The organism is Acetobacterium bakii, from assembly GCF_001263355.1.
Classification (GTDB): Bacteria; Bacillota; Clostridia; order Eubacteriales; family Eubacteriaceae; genus Acetobacterium; species Acetobacterium bakii.
In genome coordinates, this window is sequence record NZ_LGYO01000013.1 from 39727 (window position 1) to 61505 (window position 21779).

Here is a 21779-nt window from a genome sequence, read left to right on the forward strand (position 1 = left end):
GGATAGCGTATAAGATGTATATAGCTAAGTGTATCTCTAAATAGCCTTGTAAATATGCGGGCTAGAAGGTTGTGGAACTGTCTATGAAGTAAGTTGGCAAATAGCAATGAATAATTAAATATCATTCAGTAAAATAAAATATTGAACATGCGTTCTTTATATGCTACAATATAGCTATAATAGAACGTTGTAACTAATTAGACACATGCTTAATGTAAAGGAGGTATCCGGTACATGGAACTACACGTTATAGAAGATGCCGAGAAAAAAATTGTTGTTTTACTGAATGATGAGATGCGAATTGTCAAGCCTGTGTACAACTACCTGAAATTCCAAAGGCAGAAGGATAAAGCTTTCAACACCCTTAAGGCAAATGGAAGTGATTTGCGGACGTATTGGAAATTTCTTGCTGAAAATGGATACGAGTATGATCAAATTACGCCAAACATGATTGCTGAGTTTATTGATTATTTAAGAAAAGGCGACAGCGATATTCCATCCATTCACAAGGAAAGCTCACGGACAAACAGAACGATCAACCGAATACTCAGTACCGTTCACCGATTTTATCAGTTTGAGGCTGATATGAAGGAAATTGATAATCCAATACTGATGCGCGAGGTCAACCGACCATTCAACATGTTCAAAAGCATTCTGCATCATGCAAAATCGGACAATAAAACAAAGCAGTCGATCTTTAAGATCAAAGAAAGTCAAAGAGCGGTAAGGCTTGTTACAGATGATGAAATGGAGCTGTTTTTAAGCCATCTGTCGAAACGCAGGGATATTCTTCTTTATAAGGTGCTCTATCTTACAGGAGCGAGGATACAGGAAGTCCTGGATCTGGAAATCGAGTCCGTTTCGGTTCCCGATCTGTCAAAGCCAGTCGGGGTTTTTCAGCAGATTAAATCAAAAGGTAAGACCAGAGATTTGTACGTTCCCATGTCACTGATCGCAGACTTGGATGATTTCATTTTTGAGGAAAGGAATCGGATCGACACGGATCACAGTTTTATTTTCGTTTCAGAGCAGAAGAAACAGTTGGGTAAACAGCTGACCTATCGGGCAGCCTATGACAAACTGAAAAAAGTACAGAATGAAATCGGGTTTTACTTTAACTTTCACGATCTCAGACATACCTTTTGTTCCAATCTCATTCAGTCAGGGATGGATGTCAGTGTGGCAAAGATTATTATGGGGCATGAACACATCTCAACCACCCAGAAATACACACATTTATCTGACCCGTACATTGAGGACATTCTTTCACGCTATTGGCAACGGAGTTCGCTGATTGGAGGTGGCTTTGATGAAGAATAGCCGACCAAAAGGTGATGGATGGAACGTTGTTGATAATGATCGGGAATCACAGTATTACCGGAAAAACTTTAAGTTTGACTTTTCCTGTATCGGCAGTGAAGAAATCAAGGATGTTGTTAAGGATTATGTCTGGCAGAATTACAGGACTGGAAACAGTGCACTGAATAAGTTATATATCAATTTGTCCAGATTTCATCATTTCAATGCATTTGCAAACATTAGAAATATATCCAGTCTTAAAGAATTGACCAATACAGATATCGATCACTTTGTATCGTATCTACACACGGTGATTTCCGATAGTTCAAAAAAACCATTGTCATATATCTATCAGAAAGGCGTGTTGGATGCTGTCAAATCAATCATTCACTGGTGCCAGCTTCATCAACCAGAGATGGTTCCTGAGAGAGCAATTTTTACAGGTAATGAATATACCGGCGTGAATCGGAAGCTGAAAATTGATTTTATACCCGATGAAACATTGGCAAAGATCAATGAATCTTTAAAAACGGAGGAAAATCCCTATATCAAGTACGGAATCGTCATCCTTCAATCCACAGGAATGCGCATTGGTGACCTGCTAAAGCTCCGTATTGACTGTTTCAAGCCACATTTGATTAGCGGGTATACCATGACATGGTTCGACCATAAAAATCGCAGAGAAAGACAACCAATGCCTGTCAGAACCGAATGTGTGCAGGCCATTGAGAAACTGATTGAAGTAACAAAGGAACTTCGTGAAGGAGTTGATGAATCTGTTAAAGCTATGCTTTTTCTTCATAGAGTAAACAGAGGAAACCAGCACGGAAAACTGAGAGTAATTGCATCCAATACGATTTCAAGCTGGTTAAACGATTTTATCAAACGGAACAACATCTTAGATGCCAATGGGGAACTTTACAACCTGACAGCCCATCAGTTCAGGCGCACACTGGGCACCGATATGTTCTCCAAAGGAACGAATATCAATGTCATACAGCAGGTTTTAGGCCATACCGATCCATCCGTTACGAAACGCTTTTATGCCGATGTAAAGGATAAGGAACGGGCTGAAATCTTTAAAGGTATTGGCATTATCGGAAACATTAATCAGCTTGATGCATCAGTCTTTGACAGTGTGATCGAGATGGAATGGTTTAAGGCGAATAAGGATAAAGATGCTTGTATGAGTGATGGCTTTTGTACAAAACCCGTTGTAGATGGTCAGATATGTGACAGACTACTAAAACGGCAGAAATGCTATACATGCAGGCGTTACATCACGACACCAGAATATCTGGAAGCACACAAAAACCATCTGGCGTCATTGGAAAGACAGATTGCAGAAGGTGCAATTTACGGCGAACACTACGCAGAACATTTCAGATCTACGATTGAAGTGTTGAAAGTGATCATTGAACGATTGGAGGTATTGCAGAATGGCAAAAACTAGATTAGCTTTAAAATCAACGGTTATAGAGCCGGATACCGATCTTGATCAGGTTATGATTGGCAGTTCGCGGTTCAGTGATGATCTCTGGGATTTAAAACCATTCATATCAGCCAAAGCAACGAAAGATTCACAAAAAAAGTTATTTTTCGAGTATATCACAGAGCCTGAAATGAAACAGACCGTCAAACACTATGCGTATCATATGCTGGGAAAAATAAAACCTCAATCGGTAAGAAATCAAATCAACAGCCATCTTCCGAGATTCATTGAATACTGCTCGTTAAACGGAATAAAGAGTTTTGTGGATGTAACACAGGATGATTTTCTTTGCTTCAACATCTGGCTAAAAGATACCAGAAAAATGTCGCAAAGCGGAGGATATAACTGTTCGCATGTTGTTGAAAATATCATCAAGGTCGGTCAGATCAAAGACTGGCATGTTCCGAAGGATAATATTTTTAAAGGGTTTACATCCAATCAGTTATGGGATATAAAGCAGTCGCTTAAACCCAATAGAACAAAACCGATTCCAGAGGATGTTTTTGACCGCATATTGCATCATGCCGTTCATGATGAAACGGATATATTAACCAAAGCGGGGATCATTATTCAAAGCCAGACGGGACTTCGCATTAGTGAGGTATTGTCAATCCAAGAAGGCTGTGTGAAGGTGATGCATGATGGCGACAGCACCTATGATTATATGGAAGCAACCCTTCCGAAAACTGAAAAAGGGGAAGCAATTATTCACAAGGTATTCATCAATGAAATGGTTAAAAATGTAATTGAAGAATTGACAAAAGCCACAATATATTTGCGAAAAGAAAGTGGTTTAAAAGAACTGCTTTTGATACGCTATCATGGAATTCGCGTTTTGAATTCTTCGAAATGGACAGAGAACAGACTCAAAAATTTTATTAAGCGTTGGGATATCCGTGATAATAAAGGTGTTCTGTATCCACTTAAATCTCATCAATTCCGTGCAACATTTGTCCGTGAACTGATCAAACAGAAAATACCGATTGCAATGATTATGAAACAGTATGCTCACGTTTCGATTGAAATGACCGCTGGCTATTTGACCTTGCAGGAAGAAGAAGTCAAAGAAATCTATGCCGATATGATATTAAGTCCAGAATCAAAAATTTCAGGTCTACGTGCAAATGAGATTAAGGATCAGCTTGATAACTTGTTTTATGGAAAAACAGAGGATGAAATCGACTCGTTGATCGACGACCTTTCGAAATCAATGAGCTTTAATCCCCTTCCTACCGGAGTGTGCCTGTATGATTTCAGACGGGGAAATTGTACGGATGGGGATGGATGTTTTATGTACAACTGTCCGAATTATATCACCGAAGTTCGGTTCTATCCAATTTTAAAGATCGAGCTGGATCTACTGGAAAAAGAAATGGGCAGATTAAAAACTCTTGGCTACGAACGTGAATGGCAGAAACAGCATGTAAAGCACGAATATCTAAAACCGCTGGTAGAAAGTTTGGAGGTGCAGTTACATGAAGAAACAAGTATCCGCTGAACAGGTTTCAGGCATCAAAGCTTATGCTGAACAAAAAAACAGAGAAACAATTGAAAAGGTCAGCAAAGCCATTGATAAGCTGAAACGTAAAAGCCAGCCAATTAACTTCGAAACGGTATCTAAAGAAGCAAACGTAGCAAGAGCTACATTGTATAATAATCCTCAGTTGAAAGAGCGTATATGGAGTCTCAGAGCCATTTCAAAGGGTGTTCCACTGGATAATATCGTGGCTGTCAAAAAGGATAAAATACAGTTGCAGGAAAAAAAGGTAATGGCACTACGGGAGAAAGTCAAAAAGTTAGAAGACGATAAGCGAAAATTGATTGCCCAGTTGGTTGATCATGAAGAACTAAAAGAAGAAAACGAACGACTGAAACGACAGCTAACGAAAGGATAACGTGATGAAAAATAAGGTTTTGGTTGATTTATTGGAACAATTGAATCCAGATGATGAAATCTGTGTTGAGATCAATGAGGGCACGACAAATCAATTTGTTGACTCAACTTATGATGTTGGATTTAAGATGAATGAGTATGACCAGCTTGTGTTAGTGGTTGATGTGGAAAAAGGTAAATTTAATAATATCGAATGAAAGGAGAACGTAGTAGACACTATTTGATGTATAAAAAGTAACGAATGCTTGTTTAAGATATTTATATACATTTTATACAGTTTGCTACTAAAGATATAAAATGAGCAATGATCTAAAAAAAGGGGACGTTGTAAAGTCCCCGGGTTCCGATCAGACCATGGTGTTGGATGTGCAGGGCAGTGATGCCCTGCTTTTTACTGGAAACCAGTTTATTAGAGCATATGGCTTTCTGATGGAGGATGACTTACTGGGGTGGAATTTTGGAATTTATTATTCATCCTTTGATCAGATTCCAAAGAACTATGAAAACCTGGATTTCCAGGACATTAAACAGGATTTAGCCAGCATGAAGCAGACCAATGAACGGGAAATGATTAAGGCACTGCTAGTTATTGAAAATCATTTTGAAGGCCCGGAGCTGCTTGACCAAATCCATGAACGGTTTGAAAATGAAGGCTTTAATCTGCTCAATGAGGGGTTTGATCGGGTTCATGCAGCGCTAACCCGGGAAGATGATTATGTGCTGGAAGATGACTGGGAGCCGGAAGCATAAAGATAATGATGTTTCCCGAGGAAACAGGAAATCGGTATGCCGATCATTTAACACATTTGTTTCCCGAGGAAACAAGAAAATCAGGAAACAAAGGAGGAATGAATAGGAATGGACACCGTTACAAAGGAACTGTTTGACATCTTTGGGAAATATCATTTTGATTCCAAAGCAGCATTGAATATGGAAGCTAAAGAAGCGCTTTGTCTATTTCTCAAAAAACTGAAGAAGACGAAAAGCCGGAAGTCGTATCAAGGAAGTTCAGAGTATATGTTCTATTTACACTATTTGATGATCATGCGCAGGGGCTTGATTGAGAAAAACTATCTTATTGTGTGCAATGAACTGGGCAGTTTGATTTATCGTTTTTCGCCAACAGAAACCCGAATCAAATTAATTATCATCGAACTGCTTGAAGACTATTTAAAGGGGTGAGCCTATGTTTGGAAAAAAGAAATCAAAGAAGCCAATGATATTAATAGATGGATCTAAGTTCCATTTTGACCAGACGTTTTTATTTATTCAGGAAGGCATTTCCCAGGAAAAGGATATTGTTGGGAAAATTGCTTGTCTGGATTTTGCCCTGAAGGTTTTGCACAGTGATCTGAAACACTCGATCCTTTCGGAAGCTATATATAAAAAAGATATCACAGCTTTAAAGGATAGCTATATTCCGGTAGTAACGCCATTAAAAACAGATGGTCAAAATTGGATCAACCAACAAACTCAAGAAATAATAAAACCGGTTTTGGATTTTCGGATTGCAATTATATTTGAAGTTGAAAAATTAAAAATCGAATTGCAACAAGAACTTGAAACCGTTGATAAAAAGCCGAGAAAGCGCCATGCTATTCCAGAAGCATGGCGTATTTTTATTGTTTCAAAGTATCTGGATGCCATTTAAACAGTTTAAAAAGCTGATCCTGTTTCCCGAGGAAACAAAATGACAGAAATATGAATCCTGTTTCCCGAGGAAACAGAATAACAGAAATAAGAATCTTGTTTCCCGAGGAAACAGAAAACTCGAAAAGGAGAAGAAATGAAGGAAATAAAGAAGGTTTTTTTTGCAAATTATTTAGTCACGCTGGCTGCTCAAGAAAATGACTTGCTTTTATTCAATGGGGATCAATTTATTTGGGCCTTCGATGCGATGGCTGTCAATGGCGCTGAAAAATTCAGATGGGAAGGGGCCTATTACTTTGATAATTATCAGATGGTTCCACCCCTGGCTGAAATCAAGAAATATTATGATCAGCCATTCTGTATCAAAGAAGGTTTATCATTTGCCATTGATGCAGAAAATAACCGAGCGGTATTGCAGGGGTCAAACTTCCATTATGAAGAACGTCCCATAAATAAGCGTGTGTTGATTCCCGATTCGATTGAGTATCAGGGGATTCTTTATCCGGTTACAGCCGTAGCCGACTGGGGGTTTTACAATGATACCAGTGTCACCGATCTGATTCTACCGGAGACAATCACACAGATCGGAAATTATGCCTTTGCCAACTCGATCATTAAGGATGTTAAAATGTCCCCTGATCTCATCATGGGGAACAACGTATTTTATGGTTGTGACCATTTAAATGAACAGTTGAAAGATGTGGTGAGAAAAAACTGGTGCTTCGACCATAATCAGGAACTGATAAAAAAAGAAGATGTGGATTATATGAAAAATCTGATTGAACGCATCGAACAGGGTGGCATTAATCAGGATGTTGAAGAATGGTATCATGATGCAGTTTTGAAATATACGTCAATGTGCGAAAATTATGCCGAACAGAATCCTTTCGAGAAAGCATTAAACGCCCCCATTAGAAACGACCAGGAGCAACAGTTGAATGCGATTAAAAAAGGCGATGTTTTTCAAACTGATGCTTCCAGTCAAATGATTGTACTAGATGTAAAAGGGACGGATGCCCTTTTATTTACTGGAAAACACTTTATTCAGGCCACCAATATTCGCCTGGAAGACAACAGGTTACAGTGGGATGAAAGTGCGGTATATGCCCAATTTAGCAATATTTCAGGACAGCATCATGAAGAATCTGTTGAGGATGACTGGGAGCAGGAAATGTAAGTTTGTTTCCCGAGGAAACAAGAAATGAAAAGAGATCCGAAAAGGTCTCTGTTTTTATGGAAAATAATAGTGGATTCATTGTCAATAAATATATGGAGGTAGAAATGGATAGGAATGAGCGTTTGAAACAGTCATTATGCATTCTGTATGATGGTGCCGTGGTGGAAGTGGACAGCTTAAAGGAGGGCATGAAGCTGGCTGATGAAATGGTTAGCGAAAATGGTTCAGATATTACCATTGTGCAAAACGAAGAAGTTGTTGCCAGACGGGAGTGGTTTGCTGAAAGTGACCATGATCAACCTTTTGGAGATCCGATGGAAGCTGAACTGGATCCGATTGAATTTGAAGGTTATGGGTTTTATTCCGATTGGTTAATTGATGACAACTATCGCGAAATGAACAATCTATTAAAAACATTTGGCGAGCTTTTAAACAGTAATAAAGAAATTGACTGTGAGTTGATTATCGGGAATGTAGAAATGCCGGCATCCTTTGTTTGGAATGAAAAAAGTCGCATCACCCCGTATGGATATGATTACTTTAAACCATTGATGGAGTGCAGTTATGAACTGCTCGAAAATGGCAACATTACGATCGACGATGGCGATGAAGCAATGGGAGAAAAATTTACCTGGGCTTGCGCCGGTTATATTTCAGAATCAGAATCAAAGAAGATGTTTATTGAAATTGAGCTGGATGAAAAAGAGCACAATTGCTCAGAAAATCAAAGCGATCAAGACAGTGAAGATGAATGGGAACCGGAAATGTAATCCTGTTTCCCGAGGAAACAAAATAAAAAATGAAAGCCTTGTTTCCCGAGGAAACAGGAGGAAAGGAAATAAAATGAACGCGCAATGTATTGAAAATGAAGTTATTGGTTATATGGCAGGAAAAGCCATTGTCAAAGATGAAGAAGGTCGGTGGTTCTTTGTTGAAATACCCGAGGAATTTATTATTGCCGGAGAACAGATCTTTGAGGAAGATTTAAGCCCACTTGAATTGCTGCCAAAGATGGTGCAGTCGTATATTTTAAAAGAAATGGGTGATCGCTAAATGGCAAAGTATGAAAAACGCAGTCCCGAGGATATAAAAAAGGAAATGGACGGTTATAATCAAAAAATTATGACCCTGGGGGAAAGCTTTAAAAAAGATCCCACCGAAATGGCTGATTACTTTGCCTTTGCTGCCAAGTTTTACCAATACAGCCCGAAGAATCAGCAATTGATCTATCATCAAAATGAATTCGCTTCGTTTGTTGGATCGTTTATGTCATATAAAGAAAAAGGCTATTGCGTCGAAAAAGGACAAAAAGGAATGAAAATATTTGTTCCGGTTAAATGCTCATATTTTTATCGGGATGGTGAAAATACATCCACGCGTTTAGCTGATGCCACCCCTGGGGAAAAAGCCCGGATCAGCCGAGGGGATATTGAAGTGAAATCGGGCATCAAGTTTAAATTGGGTTCGGTATTTGATATTTCTCAAACCGATTGTCCGGTTGAAGATTATCCGAAATTCATTAAATTTGGTGAGAACTCAAGACCCCATGCCGAACTGTATGAAAAGTTAAAAGGGTATTGTGAAAACCAGGGATTTAAAGTGGCCGAAGCATCCCTCCGATCCATTGATCTCAGAGGTCAGTATTGCCCATCAACCAAGGTGATCGAACTGAATCACAAGCTTCAGGACACCCAAAAGCTGGGTACGTTTCTTCATGAAATGGCCCATGGTTTTCTGGATCACCAACGACAACCAGAAGATACGCCCATCATCGATTTATTAAAAGAATTCGAAGCCGATGGATTGGCCATTATGTTTATGTCCCATTTTGGATTTGAAGTAACCGAAGGGACCAAGAGCCACCTTGCAACCCAGTACAACGGTTTTAATCAGGCCGTCAATGAGCTGGACGAAAGTGATAAAGAAGCTTATTCCCTGGAGAATGCCTTTAAAAATATCAATGCTATCTACAAAGAACACATTGAACCGATGGAAGCCTATCTTGAACAATTCGATCGAATCAATAGCAATGAGAATGAGGATGAGTGGGAACAGGAAATGTAATGCTGTTTCCCGAGGAAACAAAAATTTCAGGAAACACTGCAAAAGGAGATCGAATTAGATCTCTTTTTGCATCTAATCGCAACGATAAGCTCATAATGACGAAAGGCGAATAGAATGAATTGGCTCGTTTTAATATAATGATGGTAGGGCTTTAAAAATTATTTGCTAAGGATGCCATTAAATATGTTATCATTAGCTAAACATTTTATCGTTGCCAAAGAAAGTATTATAAGAAAGTGAGGGATGACGCATTGAAGATTCAACAGCTATTAGAAGAAATTGAAAATAAAAATAATGTCCTTCAATCCTGCCGACCTTTAACTCAAGGTGAAATAGAACGACTCAACGAATCATTTATGGTTCAGTTTACCTATAACTCCAATGCGATTGAAGGAAATACCCTAACGCTTGGTGAAACAGCCATGGTTTTAGAAGGGCTTACCATTGATCAAAAACCCTTAAAAGATCACTTGGAAGCCATTGGTCATCGGGATGCATTTGAGTATATTAAAGATCTGGTCCAGGAAAAAACACTTTTATCCGAATCGATTATTAAAAATATTCATTCACTGGTGCTTATCAATCGACCCAAAGACAAAGGCATCTACCGACGCATTCCAGTCACCATTGCCGGGGCATTTATCCAACCGGTTCAACCGTTTCAAATACAAGCACAGATGGAAGTACTCATAGAAAAGAATGAAGAATGGAAAGCAACGCTCAATCCCATTGAGCGACTAGCACGATTTCATTTAGAGTTTGAGGGGATTCATCCTTTTATTGATGGGAATGGTCGAACGGGTCGATTAATTCTTAATCTAGACCTGATGCAGAATAATTATCTGCCGGTTAACGTCAAATTCTCTGATCGCAAAAAATACTATGCAGCATTTGATACATATTTTAAAAATGACGACGTTTCAGCCATGACCGAGCTGATTGGAAACAATCTTCTGGAACGGATAAATGACTACATCAACATCCTGTCCTATGCCCAAACGCAGGAAGACAAGGATGATTGGGCGCCGGAAATGTAATTCTGTTTCCCGAGGAAACAAAAAACAGAAAGTCAAAACTTGTTTCCCGAGGAAACAAAATATAGGAAACAAATCACATTGAGATCCAATTAAACGGATCTCTTTTTTATTTTCAATAACAATGACAAAATTAAAATTGACGAAAGGCGAATAAAATGAACTCAAGAGAAATACAAGATTTTCCCCAAATAGCACAAGAAAATTTCCAGACACCTGAAAACTGGATGACCTTTCTGGAACGGTCATCCTGGCATTATAAACAGACCTTTTACAATCAGATGCTGATTGTGTTTCAACGGCCGGATGCAATTGCCGTAACCGGCATTGAGGCCTGGAATAAAAAACTTAATCGCACCATCAATGTTGGTGCGAAGCGAATTCTGGTGATGGATGATCCTCAGAAGTATAAGTTTAAAAATGTATTCGATGTGAGTGATACCCATAAGCGCAACCCCAATGGCTTAGATTTTAAATTGTGGAGCCGCAATGGGATAGCTGATGAAGTGATTATTGACCAATTAACCGAGCATTACCAGGAGCTTGATATTAAACACAGCTTGCCGGAATATATCATCACCGAAATAAAAGAACGCAATAAAGATCTGTATGATTATTTTAAATCTAAAATACGTGATCCAATCAATCTGTATCTCAGTAATCTGGATGTAAACGGCTTTGCCGAGCTATTTGATAACAGTGTTACCTATCAGATTTTAGCCCGATGCGGTTATAATCCCAGAGATTATTTTAAACCGGAAGATTTTGTACAAATAAAAAACATCAAAAACTTTAAATCTTTGATATTCTTAGGTAATAATGTGACGAGCACGTCCAAACCCTTTCTCATTGAACTTGGGAAAATGGTACAAACCATTGAAATGGAACAATTGAAAAATAAAATAGAAGGAGAACTAAAAAATGAGCAAGAATCAAGAGACATTCAAGCCTTTGGAAATGACCTATCATCAGGAAGGGGAGTTTCTGACCCCGGATATACGGCCGATGACCCCACCAAGTCAGGAAATCGGGAAATACGGAAACTTGAGGAACCAATATCTGAAGGAGCACAACCCGGATCTGTTAATGGAATTGATCTTCGAGGACAAGATCAACGAACATCTGGTGGACGTGGACAAAGCAGCCAAGAACCGGTTGGATCTGATCATGAAGAACCTGATCAAGAGCCATCCGGCACCGGACAAGAAAACGAAACCCATCGAATGGGCGGGACACATGAACAACCTGCAGGCACAAGCCAACGAGATCGTGCTGCAGGAACTGATTTACAGTTAAACCTGTTCCCAACCGGACAGGAGCCAAACCTATTATCTAAAAAAGCGGAGAGCCAAAAGCCCTCCGCTTTTTCTATGCCACAACTTAAGACCCCCGAGCTGAAATCAGAAATACCACAAATTCCAATGGCCGAGATCAATCATCTGCTCATCACCATGACCCCTGATCACTATACGCGTCCGGTCATTTGTGACTTGATAGCCGAAACGGAAAATGATGAAGACTTTGGTGAAGCGATTAAAAATACTTATTTATTTAATAATGTGACCGTTCTCTGGAAATTAACCGATCGCTACCGACAAAAGATTGAAGCAAACGGGATCCTGTTTGAGAAGGCGTCTGATCCATCCGTGAATCGGTTTATGCCATGGACGGATATCGCCACACAAGTGCGAGAACTGATTCAAACCGGTCAATATATTGACTTGGAAGCAAACCAGGAAATGGACCCCGAACCATTTGTCGAGAGTGCCGGTGAAACCGAAGCAGATCAGAACATCGAGTTCGAAGAACAGGCAAAAGAAGGTGCTGCTTTAAATCAGGAAGCACAGCCGGAAACCAAAATGCATAACTATAAAATCACGGCGGATGCATTAGGCACCGGGACACCACGGGAGAAATTTAAAGCGAATGTATTGGCAATCAAAACCCTTTTGGGGATTGAAAAAGAAAACCGAATGGCATCATCCGAAGAACAGCAAATCTTATCCCGGTATGTGGGATGGGGAGGGCTACCCCAGGCATTTGATGCCAGTAACATCTACTGGAAACTGGACGCTGAAGAATTAAAAAGCCTATTGACTGATGAAGAATATCGTCTGGCCAAAGGATCAACTTTAAACGCGCATTATACCGCCCCGATCATTATCAAAGCCATGTATGATGCCCTGGATATGATGGGTTATAGCAACGGCAATATCCTCGAACCAGCTTTGGGGGTTGGTCATTTCTTTGGTCTGGTACCAGACTCCATGAAGGATTCGAAGCTTTATGGCGTGGAGCTTGACAGTATTTCGGCGCGGATCTCCAGAGCGCTTTATCCTGAAGCCGACATATTTGTGGGTGGGTTTGAAGAAACCCAGTTTTCCAGTAATTTCTTTGACGTGGCCATTGGGAATGTACCCTTTGGTGATTACAAAGTTTATGACAAACCCTATGACAAACATGGCTTTCAGATTCACGACTACTTTTTTGCCAAGTCCCTGGATAAGGTCAGAGACGGTGGTGTCGTCGCCTTTATTACCAGTAAGGGCACCCTGGATAAAAAGACGCCCATGGTCCGGAAATATCTGGCCGAACGGGCCGAATTAATCGGTGCGGTGCGTTTGCCGAACAATGCCTTTAAAGACAACGCCGGCACCGAAGTCACATCGGATATCATCTTCCTGAAAAAGCGTGACCGGATGGTATTGGCCAACGAAGAAACCTGGGTGCACCTGGGAATGGATGACAACGGGATCCCCATGAACCAATACTTTATTGATCATCCGGAAATGATCTTAGGGGAAATGCAGATGATATCCGGCCGGTTTGGTGAAGAAACCGCCTGTTTGCCCATCGCCGGAAACGACCTGCAGCATGAACTGGCAAAAGCCCTAGGAAATTTAACATATGCATTTCCTCAAAATGAAAATGAAGATGTGTTATTTGAGGAGGATTATCAGATCAGTATTCCCGCCGATCCGGATGTTGCCAATTACAGCTACACCCTGGTGGATAAGGAACTTTACTACCGGGAAAATTCCCGAATGAAACGGGTGGAAAAACCGGAAGCCACCAAAAGCCGGATCACCGGACTGATTGGAATCAGGGATTGCACCCGGGAACTGATTGCGCTCCAACTGGAAAATGGCAGTAATCGGGATATTGAAAAGAAACAGGACGAACTGCACACGCGATATGATGCGTTTACCAAAAAACACGATCGGATCAATGCCACCGGGAATAAACGGGCCTTTGATGAGGACGGTTCCTATTGGCTTTTGTGTGCCCTGGAAGTGGTCAATGAGGATGGCACCTTTAAACAAAAATCGGATATCTTCTATAAACGAACCATTAAACCCCATGAGGTGGTCACCGCCGTAGATACGTCCAATGAAGCCCTGGTTGTGTCCATTAGTGAAAAAGCTAAAGTGGATCTGGAGTACATGAGCAACCTCACCGGAAAAACCCCGGACGTTATCATTGCGGAACTGGAAGGCTTGATGTTCAGAGACTTCGGTGATCTCGATGTGGATCAGGTATCAGGAACCGTTTTCGATGTAACACAGTTTCCCTTCGTTGCTGCAGATGAATACCTGTCCGGAAACGTTCGTAAGAAACTGGATCTGGTGCAGCGACTGAAGGATGTGCTACCCCAATCCCAGGCACCGGTCATTAGCCCAAACATCACCGCCCTGGAAGCGGCACAGCCCCGGGACCTGGAAGCTTCGGAAATTGAAGTACGGTTGGGAGCCACCTGGATCGAACCTGAATATATCAAGGATTTCATGGTGGAAACCTTTAAGCCGGCAACCCATCTGGTGTACAGCGATGCCATTAAAATTGATTATTCCCCGTATACCGGGGTTTGGAATATTCATGGCAAGAATGCCGATACCTATGATAATGTCCTGGCAAATGTCACCTATGGAACCAAACGAGCCAATGCCTACCGGATCCTGGAGGATGCCCTTAACCTGAAGGATATCCGGATCTATGATACGACACAAAACGCCGAAGGCAATGACGTTCGGGTCATCAATAAGGAAGAAACCATTCTGGCCAGTCAGAAGCAGGAAACCATCAAGGAAGCCTTTCGGGACTGGATCTTTAAAGATCCGAAACGTCGGGAAGTATTGACCCACAAATATAACATCCAATTTAACAGTGTGCGTCCCCGGGAATATGATGGCAGCCATGTGATTCTCCACGGGATATCACCGGAAATAAGTCTCCGGGATTATCAGCTCAATGCCATTGCCAGGGCTTTATACGGAGGGAATACGTTGCTCGGCCATTGCGTCGGAGCCGGTAAGACCTTTGAAATGACCGCCATTGCCATGGAAAGTAAGCATCTGGGATTATCCAACAAATCTTTATTTGTAGTACCCAATCATTTAATTGGACAATGGGGATCCGAATTTCTGGCCTTGTATCCCGGAGCCAATGTCCTGGTGGCCAGGAAAAAAGATTTTGAACCGAATAACCGCAAAAAGTTTTGCTCCCGAATTGCCACCGGTGATTATGATGCCATTATCATTGGTCACTCCCAATTTGAAAAAATACCGTTATCTCGGGAGTTTCAGAAAGAATCCCTGAATAAGCAGATTGGTGATGTTATGATGGCATTAAACGATGCCAAGCAAAATGACGGGGCCCAGTTCACCATTAAGCAAATGGAAAAAACCAGAAAATCATTACAGGCTCGTTTTGACCGGCTGAATGATGATACGAGAAAGGATGAAGTCATTACCTTTGAAGAATTGGGCATTGATCGGCTGTTTGTCGACGAAGCACATAATTATAAGAATTTATTTTTATACACGAAAATGCGAAACGTGGCGGGGATCGGACAAAGCGAAGCTCAAAAAGCCACGGATATGTTTAATAAATGTCAGTATTTAGATCAATTAACCAATAATAAAGGGGTTGTTTTTGCCACCGGCACACCCATTTCAAACAGTATCACCGAGCTGTACACCATGATGCGCTATCTTCAGTATGACACTTTAATGGATATGAATCTAGGCCATTTCGACGCCTGGGCATCCACCTTTGCCGAAGCCATCACCGCCATTGAACTGTCCCCGGAAGGAACCGGGTATCGATCCAAAACCCGACTGGCCCGGTTCTACAATCTGCCGGAGCTGATGGCAGTATTCAAGGAAGTGGCGGATATTCAGACCCCGGATATGCTCAAACTTCCGATACCCAACGCCATCTTTAAAGATGTGGTTATTAAACCATCGGAGCATCAAAAGGACATGCTGATGGCACTGGTTGACCGGGCCGATCGGGTTAGGAATAATCTGGTGGAACCCTATGAGGATAATATGCTTAAAATCACCAATGACGGACGCAAGCTGGCCCTGGATCAGCGACTCATTAATCCACTGCTGCCGGATGCCGACCGTTCAAAGGTAAATCGGAGTGTCGCCAATATTTTCAAGGTCTGGGAGGACAGCATGGATAAACGATCAGCCCAATTGGTATTCTGTGATTTATCCACCCCGAATAAAGACGGACGGTTTAATGTCTATGAGGAGATTAAAAGTAAAGCAATTGAAAAAGGGATCCCCGAAGATGAGATTGCCTTTATTCACGATGCCGACACCGATGCGAAGAAAATAGCACTTTTTGCCAAGGTAAGAAGCGGATCCGTGCGAGTTCTGATTGGATCAACGCCTAAAATGGGCGCTGGTACCAACGTCCAGGATAGGTTAATTGCTCTACATCATCTCGATGTACCGTGGCGCCCAAGCGATATATCTCAACAGGAGGGGCGCATATTGAGACAGGGCAATGAGAACCCGGAAGTAACCATTTTTCGCTATATCACCGAAGAAACATTTGATGCGTACAGCTGGCAGCTCATCGAGAATAAACAGAAGTTTATCGGACAGATCATGACCAGTAAACTCCCCGGGCGCTCCTGTGAGGATGTCGATGAGCAGGCTTTATCCTATGCTGAAGTCAAAGCCCTGGCAACCGGCAATCCACTCATTAAGGAGAAGATGGATCTCGATGTGAAAGTTACTAAGCTGAAGCTGATCAAAGCCAATTTTGTCAATCAACGGTACCGTTTGGAGGATAACATCTTAAAAGCCTATCCAAGAAACATCGGTGTGCAAAATAATGATATGAATTCTTTAATTGAGGATATGAAGCTCTATGAATCAAAACGGCCATTAAAAGATCAGTTTGAAATGACAGTGGACAGTATTTTTTATACAGATAAGAAAGAATCGGGCAATGCCATTCTGAAAGTAATTAAAAACCTTAATGACAACGAACCAAGAGAAATCGGTCAGTATGCCGGTTTTAAAATGATTGTTAGAATAACCCAGTTTGGTATGGTAGAACTGTATCTGAAGAATCAGATCACCCATACCGTTCATTTAGGTACCGATCCCCTGGGAAATATCACCCGCATCGGCCATGTGCTTGAAAGCATCCCCGAACAGGTCAAAAAATGTGAAATGAATATCCAGGACACCAGGGAACGTCTGGAAAACGCAAAGGATGAAGTTAAAAAGCCTTTTCCCCAGGAGGAGGAACTAAACGGTTATCTGCTTCGATTAAACGCGTTAAACACGGTTCTCAGCATGGAAAAAACCGATATAACCCAAGATAGCCAGGATAATGAAGAAAATCTGGAGGAATTGCTAGAAGAAATGGAAATGAATGCCATTGACGAAGGTGAATGGGATCTGGAACAATAATATATATTAAGCAGTGATCTTAAAAGAAAGGAATAGAAGAAATCGAATGGGAAAAACGATCAGTCAGGAAGCATCGAAACAAGGAACAGGCTCGTGCATGATGGGGTGTGTTAAACCAGATATTAAAAATAGAAACATTCGTATCTCACGTAAGTTGACTATTTCTTTTCAATAACAAAGGGGTGTGTAGCAGTCGCTAGATTGCTGCACACCCTTTTTGTTGTGCTTAAAAACTAAATAATGAGGGTGGGGACAACGTTAGACCACTATAAAAAAAAGCGTAGTGTGGTAGAGCTTAAATAGTAAATCTACTCGGCGTTTTAATGTGCTGCTGCATTAAAGGGTCGTCATTGGGGATGAGAACGTAAACCCAAGTAAAACAATCACGGTTCGGGGGAAACTTCGGTAGAGATTTTGGATTCGTTAAGGTGTCGATCACCTTTGTAGTTTGGACGAAGGATAATGAGAATCCAGTGGTCATGAAAAAACCACCTATCCAGCAGCCTTTTTTAAAAGACGTAGAAATGACAAAGATTCAACTTTTTGATTTTAGGATTTCTACGCCCTTTTTTAGTGATTGAAAAAGAAAATAATAGCTTTTTGATCTCATTCACAAGCGTTTTTATTCTGAATGTTGTTTAGTAAATTTGTTTCCCCGGGAAACAGGAATTGAAAAATAAAGAGTAATAAATTGAAAAGTTATATTTAACGATAAAATATATTGACTAATTATCATAAATGGGTATATTATGGAATAAGAACATATGTACTATTGAAATTTATGACTTTTAGAGGATGAGAAGATGGAACGTGTTATTTTACACTCAGATATGAATAGCTTTTATGCAAGCGTTGAATGTCTGTACAATCCGGAGATCCGAGACAAAGCCGTGGCCGTTGGTGGAAATCCGGAAAAACGTCATGGGATTATTCTGGCAAAAAATGAGAAAGCCAAAAAAGCCGGCGTTAAAACCGGAGAAGCCTTGTGGCAAGCCCGGTCTAAATGTCCGGACCTGGTGATTGTGCCACCGAACTATGAACGGTATTTACGTTATTCCAAGTTGTCCAGAAAAATATATAATCGGTACTCGGATCAGGTTGAACCTTTCGGCATAGATGAATCGTGGATCGATGTGACAAATAGCGCTAATATCCACGGCAGCGGGGCAGAAATCGCTCAAAAGATCAGTCGGGACATCCAGGATGAGCTGGGAGTGACCGTTTCCATTGGGGTATCCTGGAACAAGATCTTTGCCAAGTTTGGTTCGGATTACAAAAAGCCCAATGCCATCACGGTAATCACTAAAGATAACTACAAGAAAATCGTCTGGGAGCAGCCGGTAGGGGATCTTCTTTATGTCGGGCGATCCACTCAGAAAAAGCTTTTTAAATATGGCATCTATACCGTTGGACAATTAGCTCAAAGCAACCCGAACTTCCTGGTTATCATATTTGGTAAAATGGGGACCGTTTTATGGCGGTTTGCCAATGGTTTGGATGATAGCCCGGTTAAAAGCTTCGATGAACATTATAATGGCAATGAACGGCTAATTAAAAGCATCGGCAACAGCATTACCACACCCAGGGACTTAACGGATCTGAAAGACGTAAAGGTCATTATTTACATGTTAACCGAAAGCGTGGCCATGCGTTTAAGGGAAACCGGCTGTTACTGTCAAACAGTAGCCATCCATGTTCGCAATAAAGAACTGCATAGTTTCACCAGGCAAATGAAGCTGACTAAGCCATCAGATCTAACCAATGAGATTGCGAGAGCTGCCATTGATCTGTTTATAAGAAACTATGATTTCAGTTTGGCTATCCGGTCCATGGGCGTGAGGGTGACCGATCTGGTCCCGGATTCAACACCCATTCAATTGGATTTATTTGGAAATGAGGAATTAAGAGTTAGGCAGGGGAGACTGGATAATACCGTGGATGATTTAAGGAAACGCTTTGGCAATCTGGCGGTGCGTCGAGCCATAACCATCGATGATCCGATGGGTTGTCTGGATGCTAAAAAAGATCATGTTGTTTATCCAATCAGTTACTTTTAAAGGATAGAACTGTGTTTAAAATTGCGTTTGGAGTTCTTTAAACATCTTTGTTGGTTCAGCAAATAAAAATTCCATTAACCATCAATTCAAATGGTTAATGGAATTCAATTGTGTTATTCCAGATTAGTAGGCTGGAGTTTATTGAGCTCTAAAAATCCCCTTTTAAAATAATCGGAAACGCAAGGTTGTTTTGAAGTTATTGAATTAATCTCTCTGCTTCGATTAATTGGTTGATTGAGTTCAAAGCCATCAAAATAAGACTGCATTAAAGTTTCTAAGTTATTGAAAGGAGTATCGATCAGATTATATTTACAATCTCTGCCCAAATACATGATAAACTGCAAGATTTTTATCTCATTATCCGTAAAAGTATCAAAATAAGCGTCTATTTTATAAATCTCATTAATATACTCATCAGATGTTTCACAGCTAGCTAGATCAACAACCTGATCGATTGGGGAGTCCTTCACCTCATTAACTTTAGATTTTTGTTTGCAGAAATCTTGAAATTGTTCTAAATGTTGATCAATTTCTCGTTCTTTTTCCAAAACACTGTTTAATATGGTAATAATATTAATCCCACCTTTCAATTTTTTTATATTTATTATAACAGCTTAACTATTAATTGCAAAGAAATAAATATGTTACAATTTCATGAAACAGTAAGATCAAACTTAATTGAATATTTGACAAGATAACTCATTAATCTTACAATGAATACAATACCGAGAGTGGGAGGGCCATTTGAGAAAGTTAATTATTAAAAAAGAACGGAATTTATTGTTATACAGCCATGTGATAAAAGACTATCCTTTACTTGAAAAAAGACTTCTAAAACACACAACCATAGATGAGCAGATATTGAAAAAAGAAAATGCCACCGAAGAAGAATTAAATATCTACCGGATGCGAAATGATATTGTGACCCAGGCAAAGAATGAATGGCAAATCGATCCAAATCGCAGCGTGGATCTGTTCACGGATGATAAAAAAGTACGGTGTGAAGTATGTGGAATGCCCATTAAAAACGTATTCTACATCAAAAATTCAATCAATCAGAACAGCCTGAGAACCGGTTCGGAATGTATCAAACATTTTGCAATCACTGATAATCAACATCTAAATAGTCTTCTGAAAAATGCGAAACAGTTAAAGCGCCGGGAAGGAATTGAAAACATTTTTCCAGGCATCGATTTGCTGATTTACCAATGGAAGAATTTCATTGAAGAGCAGCCGATCGTTATCATAAAAGCCCTGTCAAATCAGTATTACGAACTAGGGGAGTCCTTGAACAGCATCTACAAACCATACCTGAAGCACGAAAATAAAAGCGATAAGGATTCAGAGGATGCGATCCGGGGGATCCTGGATCAAAGAGAAAAGATTGTTACAGAAATTAGTCATCATGTCGAAGCGCATAAAGACGATGTTCTTTATCCACCCAATCGGGTCCTCAGGCAAATGGATCCACAAGGAGTAGCCAAGCTGAAGGAAGATGGTTGTATCACTTCAAAAACGTTGTTTCGGATTAGAGATGATGAAGTAGCGAAAAAGGTGTTTGAAAAATATGATACTTTCTTTAAAATAAATAAGATTAATATTCTAAAAATTAGTCCCAAAAATGGCATCGATTTTCGGATCAACCGCCAGGCGAATATCATTTTAACCGCCCCATTTGGCGTTTTTTGCAAAAGGTATGGTGAAGCGATTCTAAAAGAAAATGGTATTGAAACAATCATATCTGAACGGGATCTGGTTGGTGTTGGGAGAGTCATTGAAGACCGATCGTTTGAATCATTGATCTATTTCATGCAGGATCTGTATCTGAAGGAAAGCCCATACGCTATTGAAGAACTCTATTATGAATACAAGGAAGTTTATTTCCTCGTTAAAAATGGCTTGAATCGTGAATACTTAAAGGTGGAGCTGGCAGGACTGGAAGAAATTGCAAGAGAAACCGTCTATTTCAAAGGGACTGAAAATAAAAAGAAGATTCATATGTTCCTGGACGAGTGTCGTGAGAAACCAGGTAATGTCATGAGCAGGTCAAATTATCTGTTTATAAAAGAGCAGCGTGAAGCAAATAGTCGAAGATCTGGATTCTAGTAACTTGGATCTTTCTTTAATCTTGTTTCCTCGGGAAACAAGATTAAAGAAATTTACATGACGAAACAGCGAGAGAAGAGTATTGACAATCCATTTATTCAGGAGTATACTTTAAGTATAGATAGATTATCTATCTCAAATATTTGTCGCTACTCGATATGCGACTCATAAGAGATCGAGTTCAAATAACTGTCGCTACTCGATATGCGACTCATAAAAGGTCGAGTTCAAATGTTTTGAAGCTCTATCCTGAATTGGGTAGAGCTTTATTTTTTAAGGAGATATCT

17 protein-coding genes are annotated in these 21779 nt (G+C 40.4%); 16 read left to right on the forward strand and 1 reads right to left on the reverse strand.

Annotated elements, in window-relative coordinates; genetic code table 11:
- The first annotated feature begins 234 nt into the window (after positions 1-234).
- The 15 genes from AKG39_RS06580 (at position 235) to dinB (ending at position 19386) form a co-directional block, all read left to right on the forward strand.
- A complete protein-coding gene (locus AKG39_RS06580; protein ID WP_050739586.1) occupies positions 235-1320 on the forward strand; it encodes a tyrosine-type recombinase/integrase in 1086 nt (361 codons plus the stop codon).
- Positions 1310-2752: a tyrosine-type recombinase/integrase gene (locus AKG39_RS06585; protein ID WP_050739587.1), complete on the forward strand. Its 1443-nt coding sequence runs from the start codon at positions 1310-1312 to the stop codon at positions 2750-2752. The genes AKG39_RS06580 and AKG39_RS06585 overlap by 11 nt, the downstream gene beginning before the upstream one ends.
- Entirely contained in the window at positions 2739-4289 is a 1551-nt protein-coding gene (locus AKG39_RS06590) for a tyrosine-type recombinase/integrase (RefSeq protein ID WP_050739588.1), read from the forward strand. The genes AKG39_RS06585 and AKG39_RS06590 overlap by 14 nt, the downstream gene beginning before the upstream one ends.
- Positions 4267-4686: a DUF6262 family protein gene (locus AKG39_RS06595; protein WP_050739589.1), complete on the forward strand. Its 420-nt coding sequence runs from the start codon at positions 4267-4269 to the stop codon at positions 4684-4686. Before AKG39_RS06590 ends, AKG39_RS06595 begins: the two co-directional genes overlap by 23 nt.
- Positions 4687-4690: 4 nt before the next feature.
- The gene (locus tag AKG39_RS06600; protein WP_050739590.1) at positions 4691-4882 is read left to right on the forward strand and encodes a hypothetical protein; all 192 of its coding nucleotides are present in this window, start codon (positions 4691-4693) and stop codon (positions 4880-4882) included.
- A 100-nt stretch (positions 4883-4982) separates the two neighbouring features.
- On the forward strand, positions 4983-5435 hold the full coding sequence (locus tag AKG39_RS06605) for a hypothetical protein (RefSeq protein WP_050739591.1): 453 nt from the start codon (positions 4983-4985) through the stop codon (positions 5433-5435).
- Positions 5436-5543: 108 nt separating this feature from the next.
- Positions 5544-5867: a hypothetical protein gene (locus AKG39_RS06610; RefSeq protein WP_050739592.1), complete on the forward strand. Its 324-nt coding sequence runs from the start codon at positions 5544-5546 to the stop codon at positions 5865-5867.
- 4 nt (positions 5868-5871) lie between these two features.
- Positions 5872-6336 carry a DUF6710 family protein gene (locus AKG39_RS06615; protein ID WP_050739593.1) on the forward strand — a complete coding sequence of 155 codons (465 nt, stop codon included), beginning with the start codon at positions 5872-5874 and terminating at the stop codon, positions 6334-6336.
- Positions 6337-6471: 135 nt separating this feature from the next.
- Positions 6472-7512 (forward strand): leucine-rich repeat protein, encoded by a 1041-nt coding sequence (locus AKG39_RS06620; protein ID WP_050739594.1) that lies wholly within the window; start codon positions 6472-6474, stop codon positions 7510-7512.
- Between the two features lie 56 nt (positions 7513-7568).
- Positions 7569-8282: a hypothetical protein gene (locus tag AKG39_RS06625; RefSeq protein WP_126981250.1), complete on the forward strand. Its 714-nt coding sequence runs from the start codon at positions 7569-7571 to the stop codon at positions 8280-8282.
- A 73-nt stretch (positions 8283-8355) separates the two neighbouring features.
- The gene (locus AKG39_RS06630) at positions 8356-8565 is read left to right on the forward strand and encodes a hypothetical protein (RefSeq protein WP_050739596.1); all 210 of its coding nucleotides are present in this window, start codon (positions 8356-8358) and stop codon (positions 8563-8565) included.
- Positions 8566-9576: an ImmA/IrrE family metallo-endopeptidase gene (locus AKG39_RS06635; protein WP_050739597.1), complete on the forward strand. Its 1011-nt coding sequence runs from the start codon at positions 8566-8568 to the stop codon at positions 9574-9576. It begins immediately after the preceding gene.
- A 251-nt stretch (positions 9577-9827) separates the two neighbouring features.
- Positions 9828-10613 (forward strand): Fic family protein, encoded by a 786-nt coding sequence (locus tag AKG39_RS06640; RefSeq protein ID WP_242852568.1) that lies wholly within the window; start codon positions 9828-9830, stop codon positions 10611-10613.
- A 155-nt stretch (positions 10614-10768) separates the two neighbouring features.
- Positions 10769-17329: a DEAD/DEAH box helicase family protein gene (locus tag AKG39_RS06645; protein ID WP_050739599.1), complete on the forward strand. Its 6561-nt coding sequence runs from the start codon at positions 10769-10771 to the stop codon at positions 17327-17329.
- Between the two features lie 803 nt (positions 17330-18132).
- Positions 18133-19386 carry a DNA polymerase IV gene (gene dinB, locus AKG39_RS06650; protein ID WP_050739600.1) on the forward strand — a complete coding sequence of 418 codons (1254 nt, stop codon included), beginning with the start codon at positions 18133-18135 and terminating at the stop codon, positions 19384-19386.
- 113 nt (positions 19387-19499) lie between these two features.
- Here dinB and AKG39_RS06655 read toward each other — a convergent pair whose 3' ends face one another.
- The gene (locus tag AKG39_RS06655) at positions 19500-19934 is read right to left on the reverse strand and encodes a hypothetical protein (RefSeq protein ID WP_050739601.1); all 435 of its coding nucleotides are present in this window, start codon (positions 19932-19934) and stop codon (positions 19500-19502) included.
- 196 nt (positions 19935-20130) lie between these two features.
- On the opposite strand from AKG39_RS06655, the gene AKG39_RS06660 reads away from it, so the two are divergent.
- Positions 20131-21492: a hypothetical protein gene (locus AKG39_RS06660; protein WP_050739602.1), complete on the forward strand. Its 1362-nt coding sequence runs from the start codon at positions 20131-20133 to the stop codon at positions 21490-21492.
- Positions 21493-21779 lie beyond the last annotated feature (287 nt).

Excerpts from the sequence above, each read along its gene's own strand:
- AKG39_RS06615 (WP_050739593.1), top strand. The coding sequence starts at position 5,872 with ATGTTTGGAAAAAAGAAATCAAAGAAGCCAATGATATTAATAGATGGA.
- AKG39_RS06625 (WP_126981250.1), top strand. The coding sequence starts at position 7,569 with ATGGAAAATAATAGTGGATTCATTGTCAATAAATATATGGAGGTAGAA.
- AKG39_RS06610 (WP_050739592.1), top strand. The coding sequence starts at position 5,544 with ATGGACACCGTTACAAAGGAACTGTTTGACATCTTTGGGAAATATCAT.
- AKG39_RS06595 (WP_050739589.1), top strand. The coding sequence starts at position 4,267 with ATGAAGAAACAAGTATCCGCTGAACAGGTTTCAGGCATCAAAGCTTAT.
- AKG39_RS06605 (WP_050739591.1), top strand. The coding sequence starts at position 4,983 with ATGAGCAATGATCTAAAAAAAGGGGACGTTGTAAAGTCCCCGGGTTCC.
- AKG39_RS06580 (WP_050739586.1), top strand. The coding sequence starts at position 235 with ATGGAACTACACGTTATAGAAGATGCCGAGAAAAAAATTGTTGTTTTA.
- AKG39_RS06645 (WP_050739599.1), top strand. The coding sequence starts at position 10,769 with ATGAACTCAAGAGAAATACAAGATTTTCCCCAAATAGCACAAGAAAAT.
- AKG39_RS06590 (WP_050739588.1), top strand. The coding sequence starts at position 2,739 with ATGGCAAAAACTAGATTAGCTTTAAAATCAACGGTTATAGAGCCGGAT.
- AKG39_RS06630 (WP_050739596.1), top strand. The coding sequence starts at position 8,356 with ATGAACGCGCAATGTATTGAAAATGAAGTTATTGGTTATATGGCAGGA.
- AKG39_RS06600 (WP_050739590.1), top strand. The coding sequence starts at position 4,691 with ATGAAAAATAAGGTTTTGGTTGATTTATTGGAACAATTGAATCCAGAT.
- dinB (WP_050739600.1), top strand. The coding sequence starts at position 18,133 with ATGGAACGTGTTATTTTACACTCAGATATGAATAGCTTTTATGCAAGC.
- AKG39_RS06620 (WP_050739594.1), top strand. The coding sequence starts at position 6,472 with ATGAAGGAAATAAAGAAGGTTTTTTTTGCAAATTATTTAGTCACGCTG.
- AKG39_RS06585 (WP_050739587.1), top strand. The coding sequence starts at position 1,310 with ATGAAGAATAGCCGACCAAAAGGTGATGGATGGAACGTTGTTGATAAT.
- AKG39_RS06635 (WP_050739597.1), top strand. The coding sequence starts at position 8,566 with ATGGCAAAGTATGAAAAACGCAGTCCCGAGGATATAAAAAAGGAAATG.